This is a genomic window from Porphyromonas miyakawae (genome assembly GCF_045865415.1).
GTDB lineage: Bacteria > Bacteroidota > Bacteroidia > Bacteroidales > Porphyromonadaceae > Porphyromonas > Porphyromonas miyakawae.
In genome coordinates, this window is record NZ_BAAFSF010000001.1 from 97,142 (window position 1) to 114,918 (window position 17,777).

General features: G+C 44.1%; 8 protein-coding genes. All 8 read right to left on the reverse strand.

Features of this window, described 5'->3' with window-relative positions; translation table 11 throughout:
• Nucleotides 1–69: 69 nt before the first annotated feature.
• A complete protein-coding gene (locus tag ACLWMH_RS00360; protein ID WP_411914793.1) occupies nucleotides 70–3,648 on the reverse strand; it encodes a leucine-rich repeat domain-containing protein in 3,579 nt (1,192 codons plus the stop codon).
• 83 nt (nucleotides 3,649–3,731) lie between these two features.
• Nucleotides 3,732–4,883, reverse strand: coding sequence for a hypothetical protein (locus tag ACLWMH_RS00365; RefSeq protein ID WP_411914794.1), 1,152 nt, complete (start codon nucleotides 4,881–4,883; stop codon nucleotides 3,732–3,734).
• Nucleotides 4,884–5,346: 463 nt separating this feature from the next.
• Complete coding sequence (locus ACLWMH_RS00370; RefSeq protein ID WP_411914795.1) at nucleotides 5,347–7,980, reverse strand: InlB B-repeat-containing protein; 2,634 nt, start codon at nucleotides 7,978–7,980, stop codon at nucleotides 5,347–5,349.
• Between the two features lie 393 nt (nucleotides 7,981–8,373).
• Entirely contained in the window at nucleotides 8,374–11,796 is a 3,423-nt protein-coding gene (locus ACLWMH_RS00375) for a leucine-rich repeat domain-containing protein (protein WP_411914796.1), read from the reverse strand.
• 299 nt (nucleotides 11,797–12,095) lie between these two features.
• A complete protein-coding gene (locus ACLWMH_RS00380) occupies nucleotides 12,096–13,646 on the reverse strand; it encodes an MBOAT family O-acyltransferase (protein ID WP_411914797.1) in 1,551 nt (516 codons plus the stop codon).
• A complete protein-coding gene (locus tag ACLWMH_RS00385; RefSeq protein ID WP_411914798.1) occupies nucleotides 13,643–14,713 on the reverse strand; it encodes a GDSL-type esterase/lipase family protein in 1,071 nt (356 codons plus the stop codon). Before ACLWMH_RS00385 ends, ACLWMH_RS00380 begins: the two co-directional genes overlap by 4 nt.
• Complete coding sequence (locus ACLWMH_RS00390; RefSeq protein ID WP_411914799.1) at nucleotides 14,710–16,107, reverse strand: SGNH/GDSL hydrolase family protein; 1,398 nt, start codon at nucleotides 16,105–16,107, stop codon at nucleotides 14,710–14,712. The genes ACLWMH_RS00385 and ACLWMH_RS00390 overlap by 4 nt, the downstream gene beginning before the upstream one ends.
• A gap of 18 nt (nucleotides 16,108–16,125) precedes the next feature.
• A complete protein-coding gene (gene nhaA / locus ACLWMH_RS00395; RefSeq protein ID WP_411914800.1) occupies nucleotides 16,126–17,496 on the reverse strand; it encodes a Na+/H+ antiporter NhaA in 1,371 nt (456 codons plus the stop codon).
• Between the last annotated feature and the right edge of the window lie 281 nt (nucleotides 17,497–17,777).

Here is a 17,777-nt window from a genome sequence, read left to right on the forward strand (position 1 = left end):
TACGTATCTTTATGTGGAGCGGTTACTTCCCTTTAAGGAAGTGCAACCGCTTAGTAAGTGCTTAATTCTTTACCGCTTGATGGTTAGTTGACGGGTAGTCAGCTCACCCATAGCATCACGGAAAGTAACCAAGTAGTTGCCTTCGGTCAGTCCTTCCAGTCGCAATACAGCGTGTCCGCTTTGATCAGCAGTAACGGTTAGGAGGCGTGCTCCATCCGTTCCGTATATGCTTACTTCACTTTGCGGAGCTACTCCGAATAAGTTTGCTTCGCTGCTGGCCGGATTCGGGTAGAGGGCAATGCCTTCGCGTGCAACAGCTTCGGCACCGGTCTTAAATGTAGCAGTAACTTTTACGTTGCTCTTTACTACAAAACGCTTGGTAGCAGTGATATCCTCCTCGTTGGCCATTAGCTTATCCAGCTCATAACCGGCTTCCGGAGCTACTTCTACGGTAAGCTCTGTACCATAAGGCACTGCTTCAAGGTTGGCAGCCCCCTTAACCGTTACCCGTCCGTTGGCATTTTCTGATACGGTTACTGCAAAGGAAAGAGCATTGTCGGTACAATTGCCGTCTCGACCTTCGTAAGGCGTTACTTCATCATCCCCGGCATTGATCACAGAGAATACAGCCCAATTCTTGGATTTGGCCATTCCTACCACATGTTTAGTGATCACATTCCCGGTATTGGGATTCTGATCTTCATTAGCGGTAACGGCAATGAATGTAGCATCATCGTCAAGCTGTCGTTGAGGAAGTGAGGTTACGATTGCTTCCATTTGTGTACAGCCGATCCGGTTATCTTCACAATAAACGAAACAGATCTGGGGACACTTAGAGAAGTCTAATGTCTTAATTTGATTCTTATAGCATTCCAGCGAAATAAGATTCGGGCATTTAGACAGATCGATGGCAGTGAGTTTGTTGTCGTAGCAGTACAACTGCTTTAGACTCGGGCACTGAGAAATATCTAATGTAGTTAGTTCATTGTTGCTACACCATAGATGAGTCAGTTTAGGGCATTGTGATGCTTTTATGGAAACCAATTTATTTGTATAGCAATACACTTGGGTTAAGCTTTCACACCCTGAAATATTCAGATCGGTCAGCATATTAGCACTACACCACAGATGAATTAATTTGGTAGAATTAGAAACATCCAATTTGGTTAGTTGGTTGCCTTCGCAAAACAAATCAGTAAGTGCTTCGCATGAGGTGATATCTAAAGTAGATAGCTTATTGTCACCACACTTAAGCTTTTGCAGATTCTTACAATTAGAAAGATCCAAGGAGGCAATTTGATTGCGTTGACACCAAACGAATTGTAGGCTGGGACATGCCGATAGATTAAGCTCGGTCAGTTGATTGGCGTGACATAAAACCTTTATAAGCTTATTACATGCAGAAAGGTCAAGAGCAGTAATCTGGTTAGTTGCGCAGGTCAAGTTTTCTAAGTTCGGACAGCCTTTGACATCCAAGGTAGTTAACTTATTGCCGGAGCAGCTTATCTCTTTAAGCATTTCGGCACCAAAGAACTCGAGGGAGGTCAACGCATTGTAGTTGCACTTAAATACTTCCACGTCTCCCTGCAACGTAACCGTCTGTGCAGTCAGTGTGTAAGTTTGATTTTTGCCATCGGCAACAATCTTTTCCTTTATACCGGTAGCAATAACTTCTCCTCCGGACTTTACTGCCAAGCTTATAGTTTCGCCGACAGCCTTCTCGGTTGTGAATGAGATCTTATTTTTGTCTGTAGTACCACCTCCACATGAACCTTCTCGTCCGGCGTAGGGGAGGTATTCGTACGTTGCCGACATATAAGTCACAAGCCAATTTTTATTTTGTGCCTTCTCTACTGCATCTTTGTAGATGATATTATTCTCATCACTATTCAATTCGCTCTCAGAGAGTACTACAAAGCTTCCTTTCTTTTCGGCAGTCATTTGTGGCAACCCTTCTACAATAGCAGCAGTAGCAGAGCAATTCAGCAGATTCTTCTGGCAAGACAAGTAGTTGAGCGTGGAGGAGGGAGAAATAGTAAGCTGTGACAACTTATTCTCCGAGCAATTCAGCTCTTGTATGCCGAAACAGTTCGATACATCTAAGTCCGTCAAACTATTGGACTGGCAATATACGTTCTTAATGCTTTCGCACTGAGATAGATCCAAAGAAGTCAGGTTGTTTCTATAACATAGAAGAGCCTGCAAGGCCATACACTTCGATACATTCAATGATGCCAGCTTATTGCTGTAGCAATACAATTGCATCAGGCTGGGACAAGAAGAAAGATCCAGTGCGGTTAGCTCATTCTCTTGGCAATATAGGAATCCTAGACTCTTGCAGGAGGATAAATCCAAAGCAGTCAGTTCATTTTTATAGCAAGTAAGGCGTATTAATGCATTGCATTGCGATAGATTTAGTGAAGTCAGGTTGTTTTTGGTGCATCTGACGTTTTCTATTTTACTGTTCTTAGACAAGTCTAAAGTGGTTAAGTCATTGTTGTCACAGTCCAGTACTTGAAGGTTGGTACAATTTGATAGATCCAATGCACTCAAGTTATTTGACGTACAACTAAACTCTGTTATGTCGCCTTTAAGGGTTACCGTCTGTGCTGTAAGCTTATATGATTTCTTTCCTCCGGGTGTAATAGCTCCTTCCAAGCCTGTGGCTGTTACGGGGCCGTTCGCTACGATGAGTAAATCTACTTCTCCGCCTATTGCAGTGGTAGTAGTAAATGTCAGCTGAGGCTCTACCTTATCGGCACTCCCTTCGTAGACCTTATAGTTAGAGTCATATACCTGCCAGCCCTTTGCTCTTGCCTTGGCTACATTGGTTTTAGTACAAACATTCTCTTCCTTAGGATCCTTAAGGTTAATCACAAAGATATTGCCACCTTGTACGGTAGGAAGAGCGGCAATCAGAGAGGTCATACCCTCTGCCTTTATACAGTTGACACTACACCCAAGCTCCTGCAATACATTATTGTCAGCCAAGCCAATTGTTGTGAGTCGGTTCCCCATGCAATTGAGGGTTTTCAGAGCGGGGCAAGACGACACGTCTAAAGAAGTTAACTGATTGTCGATACAGGATATAGTATTCAGCTTAGTATTCTTTGATAGATCTAAGGCGGTTAGTTTATTCCGATCACATACTACCCTATTGAGCAAAAGGTTGTTGGAGATATTCAGCGTAGAAAGTAAATTGTCGGAACAGGTAAGCACCTTCAGTTGCTTATTGGCAGTTACATCTAATTGCTCCAATTTATTACCGTGACTGAAAAGTCTTTCAAGATTACTGCATTGGGATATATCCAAAGAGCTTATTTCATTGTTTAAGCAGTATATGGTTTGCAGAGAGTTGCCACTGGCCGATAGACCGGTGATCTTGTTGTTTGTGCAGTCGAAGTGAGTGATATCCCCACTTATCTTTACGGTGCTGCTGGTTAACTTGTAGTCGTGGGAATCCCCATCAGTATAGAATTTCCCATCAATACCTTCTACCGTAACAGTTCCATTGGCCCGTACTTCTAACGTGACCATGTCCCCGGGTTTTTTTGCTGTGGTGAAGGTTATGCTCTGTGCCGATGCGGACAGGGCAAAGAGCAGTAGGCCCCCCACCAGTAGCAGTTTGTTTGTAAAATGACTTCTCATTTATTTTTATTTTGTTCCTAATACGTTGTTCTTATAGGTATATGCTGATGACCTCTATTTGAAGTTCAATTTTGTATAGCGCCTTATTGTACGTTTGGGGTTTCAAACAACCGAATGGTAAATCCATAGTTGCTGTCATTCCTACGTACTCTGGCGGCTGACAGGTTGAAGTTTACGAACCATCCTCGTATTGAATCATATACTGTTGAGGACCAGAAGCGGCCCAAAGCATCTCTGTCTGACAACGAGCCATATGACATGAAGCCGGAAGCCGGGAATATGCGCACTACATCCTTTTCTGCGTCTGACTCCCAGAAGTCGGGTTTCATAATATCCTCAACCGTTACAGAGCTGCCAACAGGACGGGTTGTTATTTTAAGTACTTGGAATCCATCCACTTTTGTGTACTCATACTTCCAAGCAGAGAGCCACTCAGTGCATTTGAAACGAAGTGCATACGCAGTGCCTTTGGCATTTCCTCTATAATCATTAGTTGAGGTTACGCTTTCGCCATTGACCATAGTAGTCTCAGAGATATCGTTAAATGTTACGTAAACACCAAAATTCACATAATCAGTTTCTGCGTACATCGGGAAGAGGGCTAGCCATTCATCCTTGGAAGGCAGATGGTACTTCTTCCCGTTAATGGTGATATCCTTAAACTTTGTACAGGCCTCTTCAAAGGTAAAGTATCCACTCACATCCGTAGCATGCGTTGTAACGAATGCCGTTCCCTCCGGGTTCATATTGTACTCGGCCACATATTCCAAAGGGGTTTTGCCGTTGGGTTTCGCTTCTTTCTCTTTGTCGCGTTTGATAGTAAGTTCCTGAGTTAGGTTCTCCGGTACGGTAACCTTAGCTTCCAAAGTAAAGAGCGCTTCGGCCTTACCTGCAGCTACTTTAAACGTTTTGGCGGCATCGTCAATGATGATTTGGGTAGCATCTCCGGCTTTGAGTGCGATGGTAAATTGCTCTTTCTTGAGTTGTTTTTCTGAAATCATCTTTCCCTCGGGGGAGAACTCTTGCAGGGTACCCTCTACAACCCCATCACCGCCTTGTGCGCTAAACGTGGATGGGTTTGCCGTAAATATGGCTTTAAAGCTATTCTTCGGCGTTGGATTGGGTACCGGTGTCGGAGTAGGGGTTGGCGTAGGCTCTGGGGTTGGCTCCGGCTTTGGATCTTGACAGGCCACTGCGAAGAGCAGCATAAATAGTAAAGGAATAATCTTTTTCATACTACAAGTGATTTCTTAAAATGATTGCGTTATGTATAATGTTCTTTGTATCGTAAGGCGTAGCGAGAGATAAGCAGGCACAGAGCGTGCGACTCGCTTTCCCGAGAGCATATGTTGCCAAAGAGAAAGCGGACCATGTTACGTTGTTTGTAAAACAATTTGTCCAATTCTTTTGTGCAGAGATAGTCATTAGTCAACTTATATTCTCTACTACCGGACAAAAGTAGTTATTGTTTTCTTATAGACCAAACTAAAAATAAAGATATGTGTCTATTAGTTGGTATTGTGCTAAGGTACAATGTCAACACTATCTCTTTATGCAGTCATGTTGTTCCTCTCTGTTGCGGTATGTGTGGAGGGGTTAAACGAAAGATACGTACCTTTCGATTGAAAGGTACGTATCTTTTTGTGAGGCGGTTGCGTCTCCTTGAGGGAAGCAGCCGTTTAGTAAGTGCTTAATTCTTTACCGCTTGATGGTTAGTTGACGGGTAGTCAGAACTCCCATAGCATCGCGGAAAGTAACCAAGTAGTTGCCTTCGGGAAGTCCTTCCAGGCGCAATACAGCGTGTCCGCTTTGATCAGCGGTAATGGCTAGGAGACGAGCCCCATCCGTTCCGTACACGCTTACTTCACCTTGTGGAGCTACTCCGAATAAGTTTGCTTCGCTGCTGGCGGGATTCGGGTAGAGGGCAATGCCTTCGCGTGCAACAGCTTCGGCACCGGTCTTAAACGTAGCGGTAACTTGTACATTGCTCTTTACTACAAAACGCTTAGTAGCAATGATATCCTCCTCGTTGGCCATCAGCTTATCCAGCTCATAACCGGCTTCCGGAGCCACTTCCACGGTAAGCTCTGTACCATAAGGCACAGCTTCAAGGTTGGCAGCACCTTTAACCGTTACACGTCCGTTGGCATTTTCTGATACGGTTACTGCAAAGGAAAGAGCATTGTCGGTACAATTGCCCTCCCGTCCTTCGTACATTGTCTTGATTTCTGTCGCCGGATCAATAGAGTATGTGTTCCAACTTTTCTCTTTAGCCAGGTTAACGGCATGGGCCGTCACAACATTACCTGCACCGGGTTCTGCCTCTATTTCCGCTTCGGTAAGGGCAATGAAGGTGCCGGTTATTCCCATTGTCTTTTGAGGAAGTTTTTCTGCGATTGATTCAATAGCAGAACAACCCAAAAGATTGTTTTGAATCTTCAAATCCACCAGATTATCACAATGAGATATATCCAAGGCCGTCATTTGATTGGAGAAGCACCAGAGCCACTCCAATTTGGAGCATGGAGAAACATCCAACGTAGAAAGCTTATTATCAAAGCAAAGTATTTGCATGAGGTTCGCATTATTCAACAGGCCCAAAGCAGTCAGTTGGTTGCTGAATACACTGATAACCAGCAATTCCGTATTCTTTGAAATATCTATTGAGGAGAGCTGATTTTTGTAGCAATGCAGCTCTTTCAGATTAATGCAAGCTGATACGTCAAGTGTACTAAGATTGTTTTCTCCGCAGTCTAATTCTTCCAACTTAGAAGCTGAAGAGAGGTCTAAAGAGGTCAATGAATTACGTTGACAAAACAGTTTGGATATATTAGGACACCCGGTTATATCGAGCAATGATAAACTATTGATACCGCAAGCGAGGAATTCCAGTTTAGCGCATTCTGCCAAGTTTATTAGACTCAACTTATTGTTGTAGCATTGAAGCCCCATAAGCTCCTTGTTCTTGGAAAAATCCAAAAATGCTAATTCGTTGGTATTACAATCAAGGGCGCTGAGTGCGGTACAATTGGCAAGGTCTATCTCTGTTAACTTATTCTGCTGACAATCCAAATAAGACACGGATGAATTTTTAGGAATGGTCAGAGTGGCTATTTTATTTCTCTGACAATCCACATAAGATAGTGCAGGGCACCAAGATAAGTCTAATGCAGTTAATTCATTACCACCGCATTTCAGCGAGGTGAGGTGGGCACAGTTATTAAGAGCAATTTCGCTCATCTTATTGGACTTACAAGTCAATTCAAGTATATCGCCGGTAAGCTCTATCTTTTGTGCGGTAAGTGTGTAAGTAGTAGTTTTACCCAACTTTATAGCTTCTTTCAGTCCGGTTGCGGTTACCTCTCCATTGGCCTTTATGGTCATCCTTATCTTTTCGCCGACAGCCTTCTCGGTTGTAAGTATAATATTTGCTTTAGGTTTGTAATCTGCACAGGTGCCGTCTCTACCTGCATATTCCTCACGTGGAGGCCAGCTATAAGAAGCTACACAATATACGCTCCATTTTTTTGATTTCGCAATATCCACTGAGCTTTTCAGTATTACATTGCCACTCCCGTTCATTGCCATTTTTTCAGTCTCCAGGATGCATTCAAAAGCTGCATAGTCTGATTGACCTCGTTGTGGTAATGCAATAGCTAAGTTCTCCATCTGGGTACAATTGAGTAGATTACCCTGACAAGAAACCCTCACAAGGTTAGGACATTCAGCTACATTCAGTGAAGTTAATTTATTCTCTTGGCACCATAAATGAGTGAGATTATCGTGCTTTGATACATCCAAAGTGGTTATTTTATTGCTTTCGCAAGAGAGTTTTTTCAAACCCAAACACTTCGATACGTCTAATGAAGTTATGTTATTTCCGGAGCATAATAGGTCTTTTAGATTTAAGCAATCTGAGACATCTAATGCCGAAAGCTTATTGTTGAAGCACCATAGAACCTCTAACTTGGGACAATTGGCAAAAGTGAATGAGGTTAAGTTATTATCCTGACACTCCAAACGGATCATGTCGGCACCTTTAGCTATGTCCAAATTAGTTAACTTATTATGGTCGCATTTAAATACCTCGATTGGACCATCAAGTGTAATAGTTTGTGAAGTGAGGGTATAGGTCTGTTCGCTCGCATCGGCAACTATCTTTTCAGTAAGTCCTGTCGCAGTGACCGGCCCATTGGTGGCCTTTATGGTTAGCGTTACTTTTTCGCCCACCTTTTTTGCTGTGGTGAAGGTAATGCTCTGTGCCGAAGCGGGCAGAGCAAAGAGCAGTAGGAATGCTACAGACAGAAGTCTGTTTCTCAGTTTAGTTTCCATGTTGTTTGTCTTTTCTTCTCTTAACCAATATATTTTATTTGTATTATGTTTCGAAATAACAGTATTTTCTTGCATTGAGACAAATATAAGAAATAACTCTTGAGAATGTGCTCAAAATAAAAAAATAATTCTTTTCAGAAGTAAAATTGGAACGGTTGTTATCTGTCTTTCTGTCAGCATATCCTGCGCTTCATACAAGCTAAAGGACTAAATGGCATTCCTACCCCTCGAGAATAGGCCTATCTATTCCTAAAAAACATCTGTATCTTTTGCTAAAAAGATACAGATGTTTCAAACGAAAGATACGTACCTTTCGATTGAAAGATACGTATCTTTTTGTGGAGCGGTTGTGTCTCCTTGAGGGACGCAGCCGCTTAGTAGGTGCTTAATTCTTTACCGCTTGATGGTTAGTTGACGAGTAGTCAGTACACCCATAGCATCACGGAAAGTAACCAAGTAGTTGCCTTCGGGAAGTCCCTCTACGAGCAATACAGCGTGTCCGCTTTGATCAGCGGTAATGGTTAGGAGACGTGCTCCATCCGTTCCGTACACGTTTACTTCACCTTGTGGAGCTACTCCGAATAAGTTTGCTTCGCTGCTGGCGGGATTCGGGTAGAGGGCAATGCCTTCGCGTGCAACTGCTTCGGTACCGACCTTGAATGTAGCGGTAACTTTTACATTACTCTTCACTATAAAGCGCTTGGTTGCGGTGATATCCTCCTCGTTAGCCATCAGCTTATCCAGTTCATAACCGGCTTCGGGAGCTACTTCTACAGTAAGCTCTGTACCATAAGGCACAGCATTAAGGTCATTGGCACCTTTGACTGTTACCAATCCGTTAACATCCTTCGAAACTGTTACTGCAAAGGAAATAGCATTGTCGGTACAGAACCCATCTAGTCCTGCGTACTCTATCTCATCTTCCGTTTCAGTTTCTATGTAGTAGGAAATCCAATTTTTCGCCTTCGCTATTTCAACCGCATGCTTTGTCATTACGTTTCCATTCCCCGGAGCTGCATTCATTTCCTCTTCAGTAACAGCGAATAGAGCCGCATCATCATCGATAGTTCTCATAGGTAACTGTATGGCAATTGCTTCCATTGCGCTACAACCCATACGGTTATCTTCACACGAGAGTGACAATAACTTGGGGCAATTAGAGATATCTAAGGCGCTTATCTCATTGTTACTGCACTCCAATCTCTTCAAATTCGGACACTGGGTCACATCTAATGCAGTTAATTGGTTGTTGTAGCAGTATAATTGCTCCATTTTCTTACATGCGGATATATCTAAGGAGGAAATAGGATTGTCGCTACACCACAAATGCTTAAGTGCTTTGTTTTTGGTCACATCCAATCCGGCTAATTGATTTTCTTCACAATAGAGATTCCACAAATTGGGACACTTGGATACATCCAGTGAAGATAGCTTGTTGCCACCGCATTGCAAGCCTAACAGAAGGGGACAGTGCGTAACATCAAGCGATGAAATCTGGTTTACTTGGCACCACAAGTAGGTCAGCTTCGTATTTTTTGTTACATCTAATGAAGTCAGTTTATTTTGCTGACAATACAATTTCTGAAGTTCGGTACAATTACTTAAGTCCAAGTTTGTAAACTGATTCAGCCACGCTCTCAATAACTGTAGTTGCCCTGACTTTGAAAGATCAAGCTCGGTTAGTTTATTGTTGAAGCACTCAAGCATCTTCAGGTTAGGACAATGAGAAATATCCAAAGCCGTCAGCTTATTCTGATTACAATACAATAGGACTATATCTCCATTAAGGGTGATGGATGGATCGGTAATCGTATAGGTATTAAATGATCCATCTGCTTTAATGGCCTCTTTGAGTCCGGTAGCCGTAACCTCTCCGTTAGCCATTACGGCAATCTTTACAGTTTCGCCAATTGCTTTCTCGGTCGTAAATGTAAGGAAGTTTGATACCGGTACAGCGGCAGGTACATAGTCTACATATTGCGCTTTGGTGGGGTCCCAGGCTTTTACGCTCCAACCCTTTAGTTTTGCCTTGTCTACATGCTCTTTTGTGCAGATATTCTTTTCCAAAGTTTGGTCAAGATGCATGGCATAAAGAAGTCCGTCATTTGAAGCACTTCTGTCGGGCAGAGACTCGATTAGCTTTGTCATTGATAGGGCAGAGATGCTATTTTGCAGGCAGTAAAGCTCTTTTAATTGGGGAGCTTGTGATAGATCCAAAGCCGTAAGGCTCCCTCCTTGTACTTGTAGGGAGCTTAAGTCGCTACAATGGTAGAGTTCAATTTCCGACAAATTAGCTTTGGAAAAATCGAGCTTCGTAGCCTTGCTCTCCAAGCAGTATGATTGTTGATCCTGCACAGTAACCTCTTTGAGTGTGGTAGTAGCACTCTCCGCCTTAACTGTTTTTTGTTCATTACCCCAGAATTGAATGTCACTCCCTGTGGGGGCTGTAACAGAGATCTCTATATCAGCGTCTTTAGACTGCTGCGTAGTGAACGACAGATAGGGATAGCTTTCATTAGGCTGAACATCGAGTACCCAACCCTTGTCCTGTGCAGGCTTTAGGTTTACTTTATCCGTAGAAGGATTGTAGCGAATAGAGAGATGCTTTAGATAATCAGCTTGATAGGAAGGAACTGTTACACCCGAGATATTTGGAAGCGTCTTTATAATGCTCTCTATTGATTCGGGGGTAAGTTTATTCCCTGCTAATTGAAGGCAAAGTAGTCTCTCATTGTTGGGCGCAAGTTTCACCTCTGAGAGTGCGTTTTGCGTGAGCCATACCTCGATCAATTCCAAGCATGGGGAGAGATCGATAGCGGTAAGCTTCCCATTCATGGCCTCAATATTTTTCAATTTAACGGTATGCGAAAGGTCAAGCTCCTTAAGCGAGGTGTGGTGAATAGAAAGGGATGTAAGCTCTTTACAGGGAGAAAGATCGATTTTTTTGATTGGGTTGTACGAGAGGGTTAGTCCGCGAAGCTCCGTACATTGTGTCAGATCGATATGGGTAATTTGGTTTTTCCCCAAATTGAGGGAGACCAGCTCTTGCAGTTTGCCCTGTAGGCTAACAGAGGTGAGCTTATTCTTGAAAAGATCAAGCATACGCAGATGAGGCACTCCCGAGATGGAAAAGCTACTCAACCGGTTGTTGCGAATAGAGAGATCAGTCATCTGACTTTCGGGAGCAAGCTGTACTTCCGTAAGGTTGTTATCCGACAAGTCGGCACTGGTAATAGCTGCACCTAATGAGATAGTACCCGATAGTTGATTTTGAGAGATATCAATATTTTGAAGACTACTGCACCCACTCAAATCTATGGTTGATAGTTGATTTCCCTGAGCCCATAAATAGGTAAGTTTACTCTTCTTGCCGAGAGTCAGCTCCTTTAGCTTACAGGAGGACACATTAAGCGAATTTAGAAGGGCTGCTTCCGAAAGATCGATTTGGGCAAGAGAACTATTGCTCAGGTCGATATTCAGTAGTTTTAGCGACAGTCCGACTGTGGCTTTTGTCCATCCACCTGAAGGCGCAAGGATGTGCGAAATAGATTCTCCATAAATCTTGATGTTGCTACCCGATACTTTATCATAGATCGGATTTTCTTCGCCGTAGCTCCCTTTGGTATAGCGTTTGGGAACACCGCTCCCCCAGTCTATCCAGAAGTAATCGGTTGATGAAATCTGAATGGCTAAGTACTCTCCTTGCTGTTTTTCGGTAGTGGCATCCAAGAGTGGCGTCGTCGGACGTACTTGTGCCCTCATTACCGGTGGAAAGAGAAGCAAAACCAAAGATGCAAATAGTAATGCTCTTTTCATAATAAGCTTGTTCTGTATATCTGTGAATTTATAATTGCTTGTTAGCGATTTTTATTAGTGAGTATACGAACTCCGGTAGTAAAGGTACTGAATCTTTCTCAAAGTGGGGAAATAGGATTGGGAAGGGATGAAGCGCAGCAACGATATGGCTAAGTACGCTCTCCTATCCGTAGAAAATAAGCGTGCAATACCCCTCAAAAAAAGATCTGTATCTTTCAAATGAAAGGTACAGATGTTTCAAATAAAAGATATAGATGTTCCAAGCAAAACATCTATATCTTTTTGTTAATCTTGTTTTATCAGAATTGAAAGTAGATAAAAGGCTGTACGTCGGCACTCTTTACTTGCGATACGAGTATTACCAGTGCGACAAAGAGGAGCAACTGAACCGCAAAAGGCGCACGTGTAACAGCCCGCTCGGATATACGGTGTACTTTGCGGGGAAGGAAGTGTAGTACAAAGCCTAAAATAATGAGTGTGGCGACCGGTAAATACCCCTCAAAGAAAGGTATGATCAGCTCCGGATGGAAATTGGTGAATATCTGATTTACCATGAGCCATACGGCATTCACATCCTTGGCTCTGAAGAAGAGAAACGCAAATGTAACGAAGTGGAAGGTGAGAAGTACACTGAGTATGCGCCACCATGGCTTCATCTCGGCGGCAGTAGCCTTTGAGCGGGGAAATAGCTTAAAGCGCGATTTGTCGAAAGCCAACACTACGCCATGCATAGTGCCCCATAAGATAAAGCGCGAAGCGGCACCATGCCAAAGTCCCCCAAGGAACATAGTGATCAGGAGATTCAGGTAGGTGCGGAAGCGTCCCTTTCGGTTCCCGCCGAGCGGTATATATAGATAGTCCTTAAGCCACGTAGAAAGGGATATGTGCCAGCGTCGCCAAAACTCCGTTATAGAGCCTGAATTAAAGGGCAGATCAAAGTTTTTGCGAAAGCGGAAGCCCAAGAATAGAGCGATACCAATAGCCATGTCGGAGTAGCCTGAGAAGTCGCAATAGATTTGTAGCGTATAGCCATAGGCAGCAATGAGATTTTCTACTCCGGAGTATAGTGTGGGCGCATCGAAGACCCTATCCACGAAGTTGATGCTTATATAGTCGGAGATAACGGCTTTCTTGAAGAGTCCGATGAGTACTAAGTATAGTCCTTTGCCCAATTCCCCTTTTGTGAGCTGTGGGGTACGGTGTATTTGGGGAATAAAGTCGCGGGCACGCACAATAGGTCCCGCAACGAGCTGAGGAAAGAAGGAAACGTAGAAAAGATAATCAATCCACCGCTTAAGAGGGGTTAGCTTGCCGCGCCCTATGTCAATGATATAGCTCATTGTTTGGAAAGTGAAGAAGGATATTCCCACAGGTAAGAAGATGGGTAGCTCCTGCCATTCAATACCGCTGAGAGCCGCTACGCCCAATTGGTTCCCCAAGAGAGAGAGCAAGTTGCTGCCCAAGGCTCCGAGAAAATTAAAGTACTTAAAGAACCCTAGTATCGTTAAATTGATTGTGATGCTGAGGGCCACGAGTAGCTTCCTATGGTGTGGGCGGTCAGTGCGATAGATGGCTTTCCCAATGAAGAAGTCACTGGTGACCATAGCGATGAGGAGTAATACGTACCACCCACTGCTCATATAGTAGAAGTAGAGAGAGAAAAGCACTACATAGACAATACGTAGCGTCTTGGTGTTCCTTAGGAAGCAGTAGAGGGTAAAGAAAACAAGGAAGAGCAGCAAGAAAAGAGCCGAGGAGAAGATCAGAGGCCTCTCCGGCTGATAGGTGAGGATCTCCGGTAAACGAGAGAAATCCAACGAATAAAACCAGTCTGTAAGTGCCGAAATCATTGATTGAGTAAAGCAGCTATGGCATGTCCTACATAAGCACCCATCACTTGATACCCGTGAATGGAAAAGTGTATTCTGTCGAAAGCAAAGAAATTTCCCGCCTTATATCTTTCTGTGGCCTTTTGGTCTTGCTCCATGGCTTGGTACAAGTCAAAGTAATCTATTCGGAGCTCTCTTGCCTCTTCAGCGAGAGCCTCTCGCACAAGACGTGTATTAGGGTTTACTTGTCCGTTTTTTAGAAGTGTGGGGGGCGGGCTAACCAATAGAATGCGACTTTGTGGTGATAGTTTGGACTTAATAGAGCGAATAAAATGATCTACTTCACTCTTAAAGGTATCCTTTCGGAAGCGTTTGGCCAAAATCTCGTTTGTGCCTAATGAGATCACTACTAAGTCGGGATTTAACCGGCTAAAGGCATTGATGAAGTCAGGTTGATCATAGGTGGCATACATGGCTCCATTAAGAGCAATGGGACTGTAAAGAAAGCCCTTTAGAATAAGGTTGTTGGTGAGTAGAAAGTTACCATACAACGCTTTCTGAGAAGTGGGTTTATTGGGGTGCAGGCTAATGGAGGATACCAGACGGGGCAGAAGAATCGTATCAGACACAAAGCCCGACACAACCTCTTCGCCGAGGCGAAGAGTGGCACCTTTCGTGGTGAGGGGTGGGGTCTCATTCCCTCTGAAAACGACTATTTGATCAAAAGGTGTTGACTTGCTACGTATATGAAACGTGTATTTTCCTCCCTGACAGGCGATGCAGATACCCCCCGGTGGCGTATTGTCGCAGCATTTATTGTAGGAAATCTTACAAGCTCTCCAGCGTACATTGGAAGTGATTTGGTAATACTCGGGAGCATTTGTACCGGCCAATCGGTAAGGGGTGATCAGACCTAACCCGGCAAGGGGTCGCTCCTTAGCAAGCTCTTTGCGAATAGCCGCTGACATGTAGCCGGATTGGAGGTGGCTGTCGCCGATATGTACAATATGTATGATCTCTTGTCCGTGTGCCATATTTACATAGAAGGGAAGTAACAGACATAATTCCCAAAGAAGTCGCTTTTTCATATACCTAATTGCCTGTAGTACTCCTCTTCGAAGAGGAAGCTTTTCACAAACTGCTCCGCCAGGAATCTGCCTCCTCGAAAGCTAATATGCGTATAGTCCTTAGCTGCCCAGCCTTTAGCTGCCCAGTTGAGTATGCTGTTTGTGCCACCCATAGCGGTAAAAGTGTCCCAAAAGAGTACACCACACCGCTGAGCTGCATTGCGCTGTGCTTTCCTAAGAGCGATCAACTCGGGCATAGTTTCCATTCCTCCTTCCCCTTTTTGGGCTCGATCTGAAACGCCCATAATAAGTATATCCGCATGGGGGTAATCCTTTTGTAGTTTTTGTATTACCCGAACTAGTTTTTCTTCGTATGAAGTGTACTTGTAGACCCCTTTGGATACTACGTTCATCCCATATTGGAGGACAATAAGTCCATATGGACGCAGTCGGTTAAGAGCTTCTGCCGATTGGTCGTTTATACCCAATAGGTTAGTACCCGAGGAGCTTCTCAGTGAAAAGTTATCTACCATTATACCCTGCTCGGCACCATCTATGCACACCCCATAGAAGGTTGCTGCATCGGCATCAGTGAATTGCAACTTAACCCTCCGTCCCGTGTAGTGAATGGTATGACACTGTGGGAGCGCAGAAGGCGTGAGTGTCTCATATAGTACACTGTCGCCCACTTGTGCTGTAAAAGGTATCTCTGCTTCGCTCTTATAGTATATGGAAATCTTATGGAAGGGTGCCGACTCAGCCGGGAGGCAATACTCAACCCAGGGGTTAGTTCCTTGATAGATGTGCTGATTGAGCAGGTAATCGCTTCTATGATGAGTCAGTGGACTAAGCTCTTTCCATCCACCAAATCGGTGTGAAATACCGCGTCGATAACCGGCTACTCCACTGCTTAAAGGCATCCATCCCACACCGGTACCGCTAAAATGGTGTTGAAGAAGCCGCCGTACATCCAAAGTAAATATATCCGCTTCAATAAAGGAGTCGCCAAGAAAGGCCATGTAGAGCGGTCCGGAGTGGTGGATCAGCTTACTAAAGCTATGTGCAAGACCTTTTCTGTCGGGATTAAAGTCCTCAAAATAGACCTCTTTGGTCTCTGTGAGGGAGTCTGTGGCAGCTGCATTTATTTGGCTTAAGGCGTGTCGTATGGAGTCGGCTTCTTCTCTTTTTTGCTGGATAGAGTCTATGGGAGAGACTTCCTTCGCTACAGGTATAGGCTCCTCCTCCGATATAATAAGCGTGGAATCAGTCTGCTGTATACGTAAGGCACTGAGGAGATCGATTTGCCTCATACTGAAGCCTCCCCACTCCATTGGTACAAAGTATAAGGCTAGGATGAGTACGACAGCGGAGAGGATGAGCAGAAAGAGCCGCCCAAACTTATTCTTTCGACGCATTCGTTGTGTAGGGTGCGATTATACGTTCTTGGCTTTCTGCTCTTCCAGTATGTCGTGGTGATTCTTGAAATAGTGATTCAGGAAAAGATAGCCGAATATGCCCGAGAAAATACTTCCTACAAAGATACCGAGTTTAGCCTCATTGAGCATTAATTGGCTCTCGGGTCCCACATAAGAAAGAGAAGCGATAAAGAGTGAAACTGTAAATCCGAATCCTCCAAGCAAGCCCAATCCCAAGAGAGATTTATTGTGCATCCCCACAGGCATTGGTGTACGGGTGATCCATAGGTATAGCTTGGAGAAAAGGAATATCCCGAGCGGTTTGCCTATTATTAAGCCTAAAGCCACAGCCGAAGTAATACCCCCCAGATCTTCCCAGCTTACATTGCCCAGCTTGACGCCTGCATTTACGAATGCAAAGAGCGGTAAAATGAGCCAGTTCACTATGGGCGTGAGCTGCGTTTCTAATCGTTGCATGGGGCTTAGAGAGTGATAAGAGTAATGCGAGATGCTGTTAAGTACGTTGATTTGCTCTTCAGGCAGCAAAATAGTCCCTTTGCTAATGGTCTGATCATCCCGATGTAAGAGCGACATAAGGGTGCGTACGTGCGCTGTACTGGTAGTGGTGTCGTAGCGCGGTTTGGAAGGTACTGTAAGCGCTACCAATACTCCGGCAATAGTAGTATGTACTCCGCTGGAGAGGAAGAATATCCAAACAAAAAGCAGCCCTAAGTAGTACACCCATAGCTGTCGTACGTTAGCGTAGCGTCCCAGTAAATAAAGCAAAATGATCACGCCGATACCATAGAGGAGCATCGTCAGGTTGATGTTAGAGGTATAGAAGACAGCAATTACGATAATACCGCCCAAGTCATCGGCAACGGCAAGAGCCGTTAGAAATGTCTTCAGTGAAGTAGGTACTCCCTTCACCAGCAAAAGTACCGCCAGAGAGAAGGCTATGTCAGTTGCCATAGGGATGGCGGCTCCGTTTGACTCAGGATGTGTATGGCAGAAGGCGAAGAAAACCAAAATAGGAAAGATCATCCCACCTACGGCAGCCGTAACCGGGAATAAAGCCTTTCGTACGGTGGAGAGCTCGCCCACAAGTCCCTCCCGCTTAATCTCCAAGCCAACGTTGAGGAAGAAGAGTACCATCAGTACATCGTTGGCGAAAGTAAGCAGATTCATTGTCTCTCCATGGTAGGAGAATACATTGAAGGCTCCGATTTGTAATGTAATGGGTAAGTTGAGAAATTTCTCATAATCGTCAACGAGAGGGGTATTGGCAATGATTGCAGCCAGTACGGCCATGACGAAAAGTAGCACCGTCGCATTTGTTTTGCGTGATACGAAGTGCTGAATTGGTACAATGAAGCTGCGCGGTCTCATGCTCTTTGGCTTGACACTTATTTGTTCTTATTCCGTTGCCAAAGTTACTCTTTTCATTTAATAACTATCTCGGTAGCTTCACAGAATTGTGTATTTTCTCCGGACTGCTGTCGGAGAGAAATAGAGCAGCTCCCGTAGAGCGAAAAAAGATCAGGATGTTTCAATCGAAAGATATAGATCTTTTGGCGAAAAGGTATAGATGTTTTATATGAAAGTTACTGATGTTTTTTTAGAGACCATCTTTGCGGATGTTTTTCTCATCTTGAAGCGTGTTTCCCTTC

What these genes read in the sequence shown, in the direction of transcription:
- ACLWMH_RS00370 (WP_411914795.1), bottom strand. Translation starts at nt 7,980, where the DNA reads ATGGAAACTAAACTGAGAAACAGACTTCTGTCTGTAGCATTCCTACTG.
- ACLWMH_RS00360 (WP_411914793.1), bottom strand. Translation starts at nt 3,648, where the DNA reads ATGAGAAGTCATTTTACAAACAAACTGCTACTGGTGGGGGGCCTACTG.
- nhaA (WP_411914800.1), bottom strand. Translation starts at nt 17,496, where the DNA reads ATGAGACCGCGCAGCTTCATTGTACCAATTCAGCACTTCGTATCACGC.
- ACLWMH_RS00390 (WP_411914799.1), bottom strand. Translation starts at nt 16,107, where the DNA reads ATGCGTCGAAAGAATAAGTTTGGGCGGCTCTTTCTGCTCATCCTCTCC.
- ACLWMH_RS00375 (WP_411914796.1), bottom strand. Translation starts at nt 11,796, where the DNA reads ATGAAAAGAGCATTACTATTTGCATCTTTGGTTTTGCTTCTCTTTCCA.
- ACLWMH_RS00380 (WP_411914797.1), bottom strand. Translation starts at nt 13,646, where the DNA reads ATGATTTCGGCACTTACAGACTGGTTTTATTCGTTGGATTTCTCTCGT.
- ACLWMH_RS00365 (WP_411914794.1), bottom strand. Translation starts at nt 4,883, where the DNA reads ATGAAAAAGATTATTCCTTTACTATTTATGCTGCTCTTCGCAGTGGCC.
- ACLWMH_RS00385 (WP_411914798.1), bottom strand. Translation starts at nt 14,713, where the DNA reads ATGAAAAAGCGACTTCTTTGGGAATTATGTCTGTTACTTCCCTTCTAT.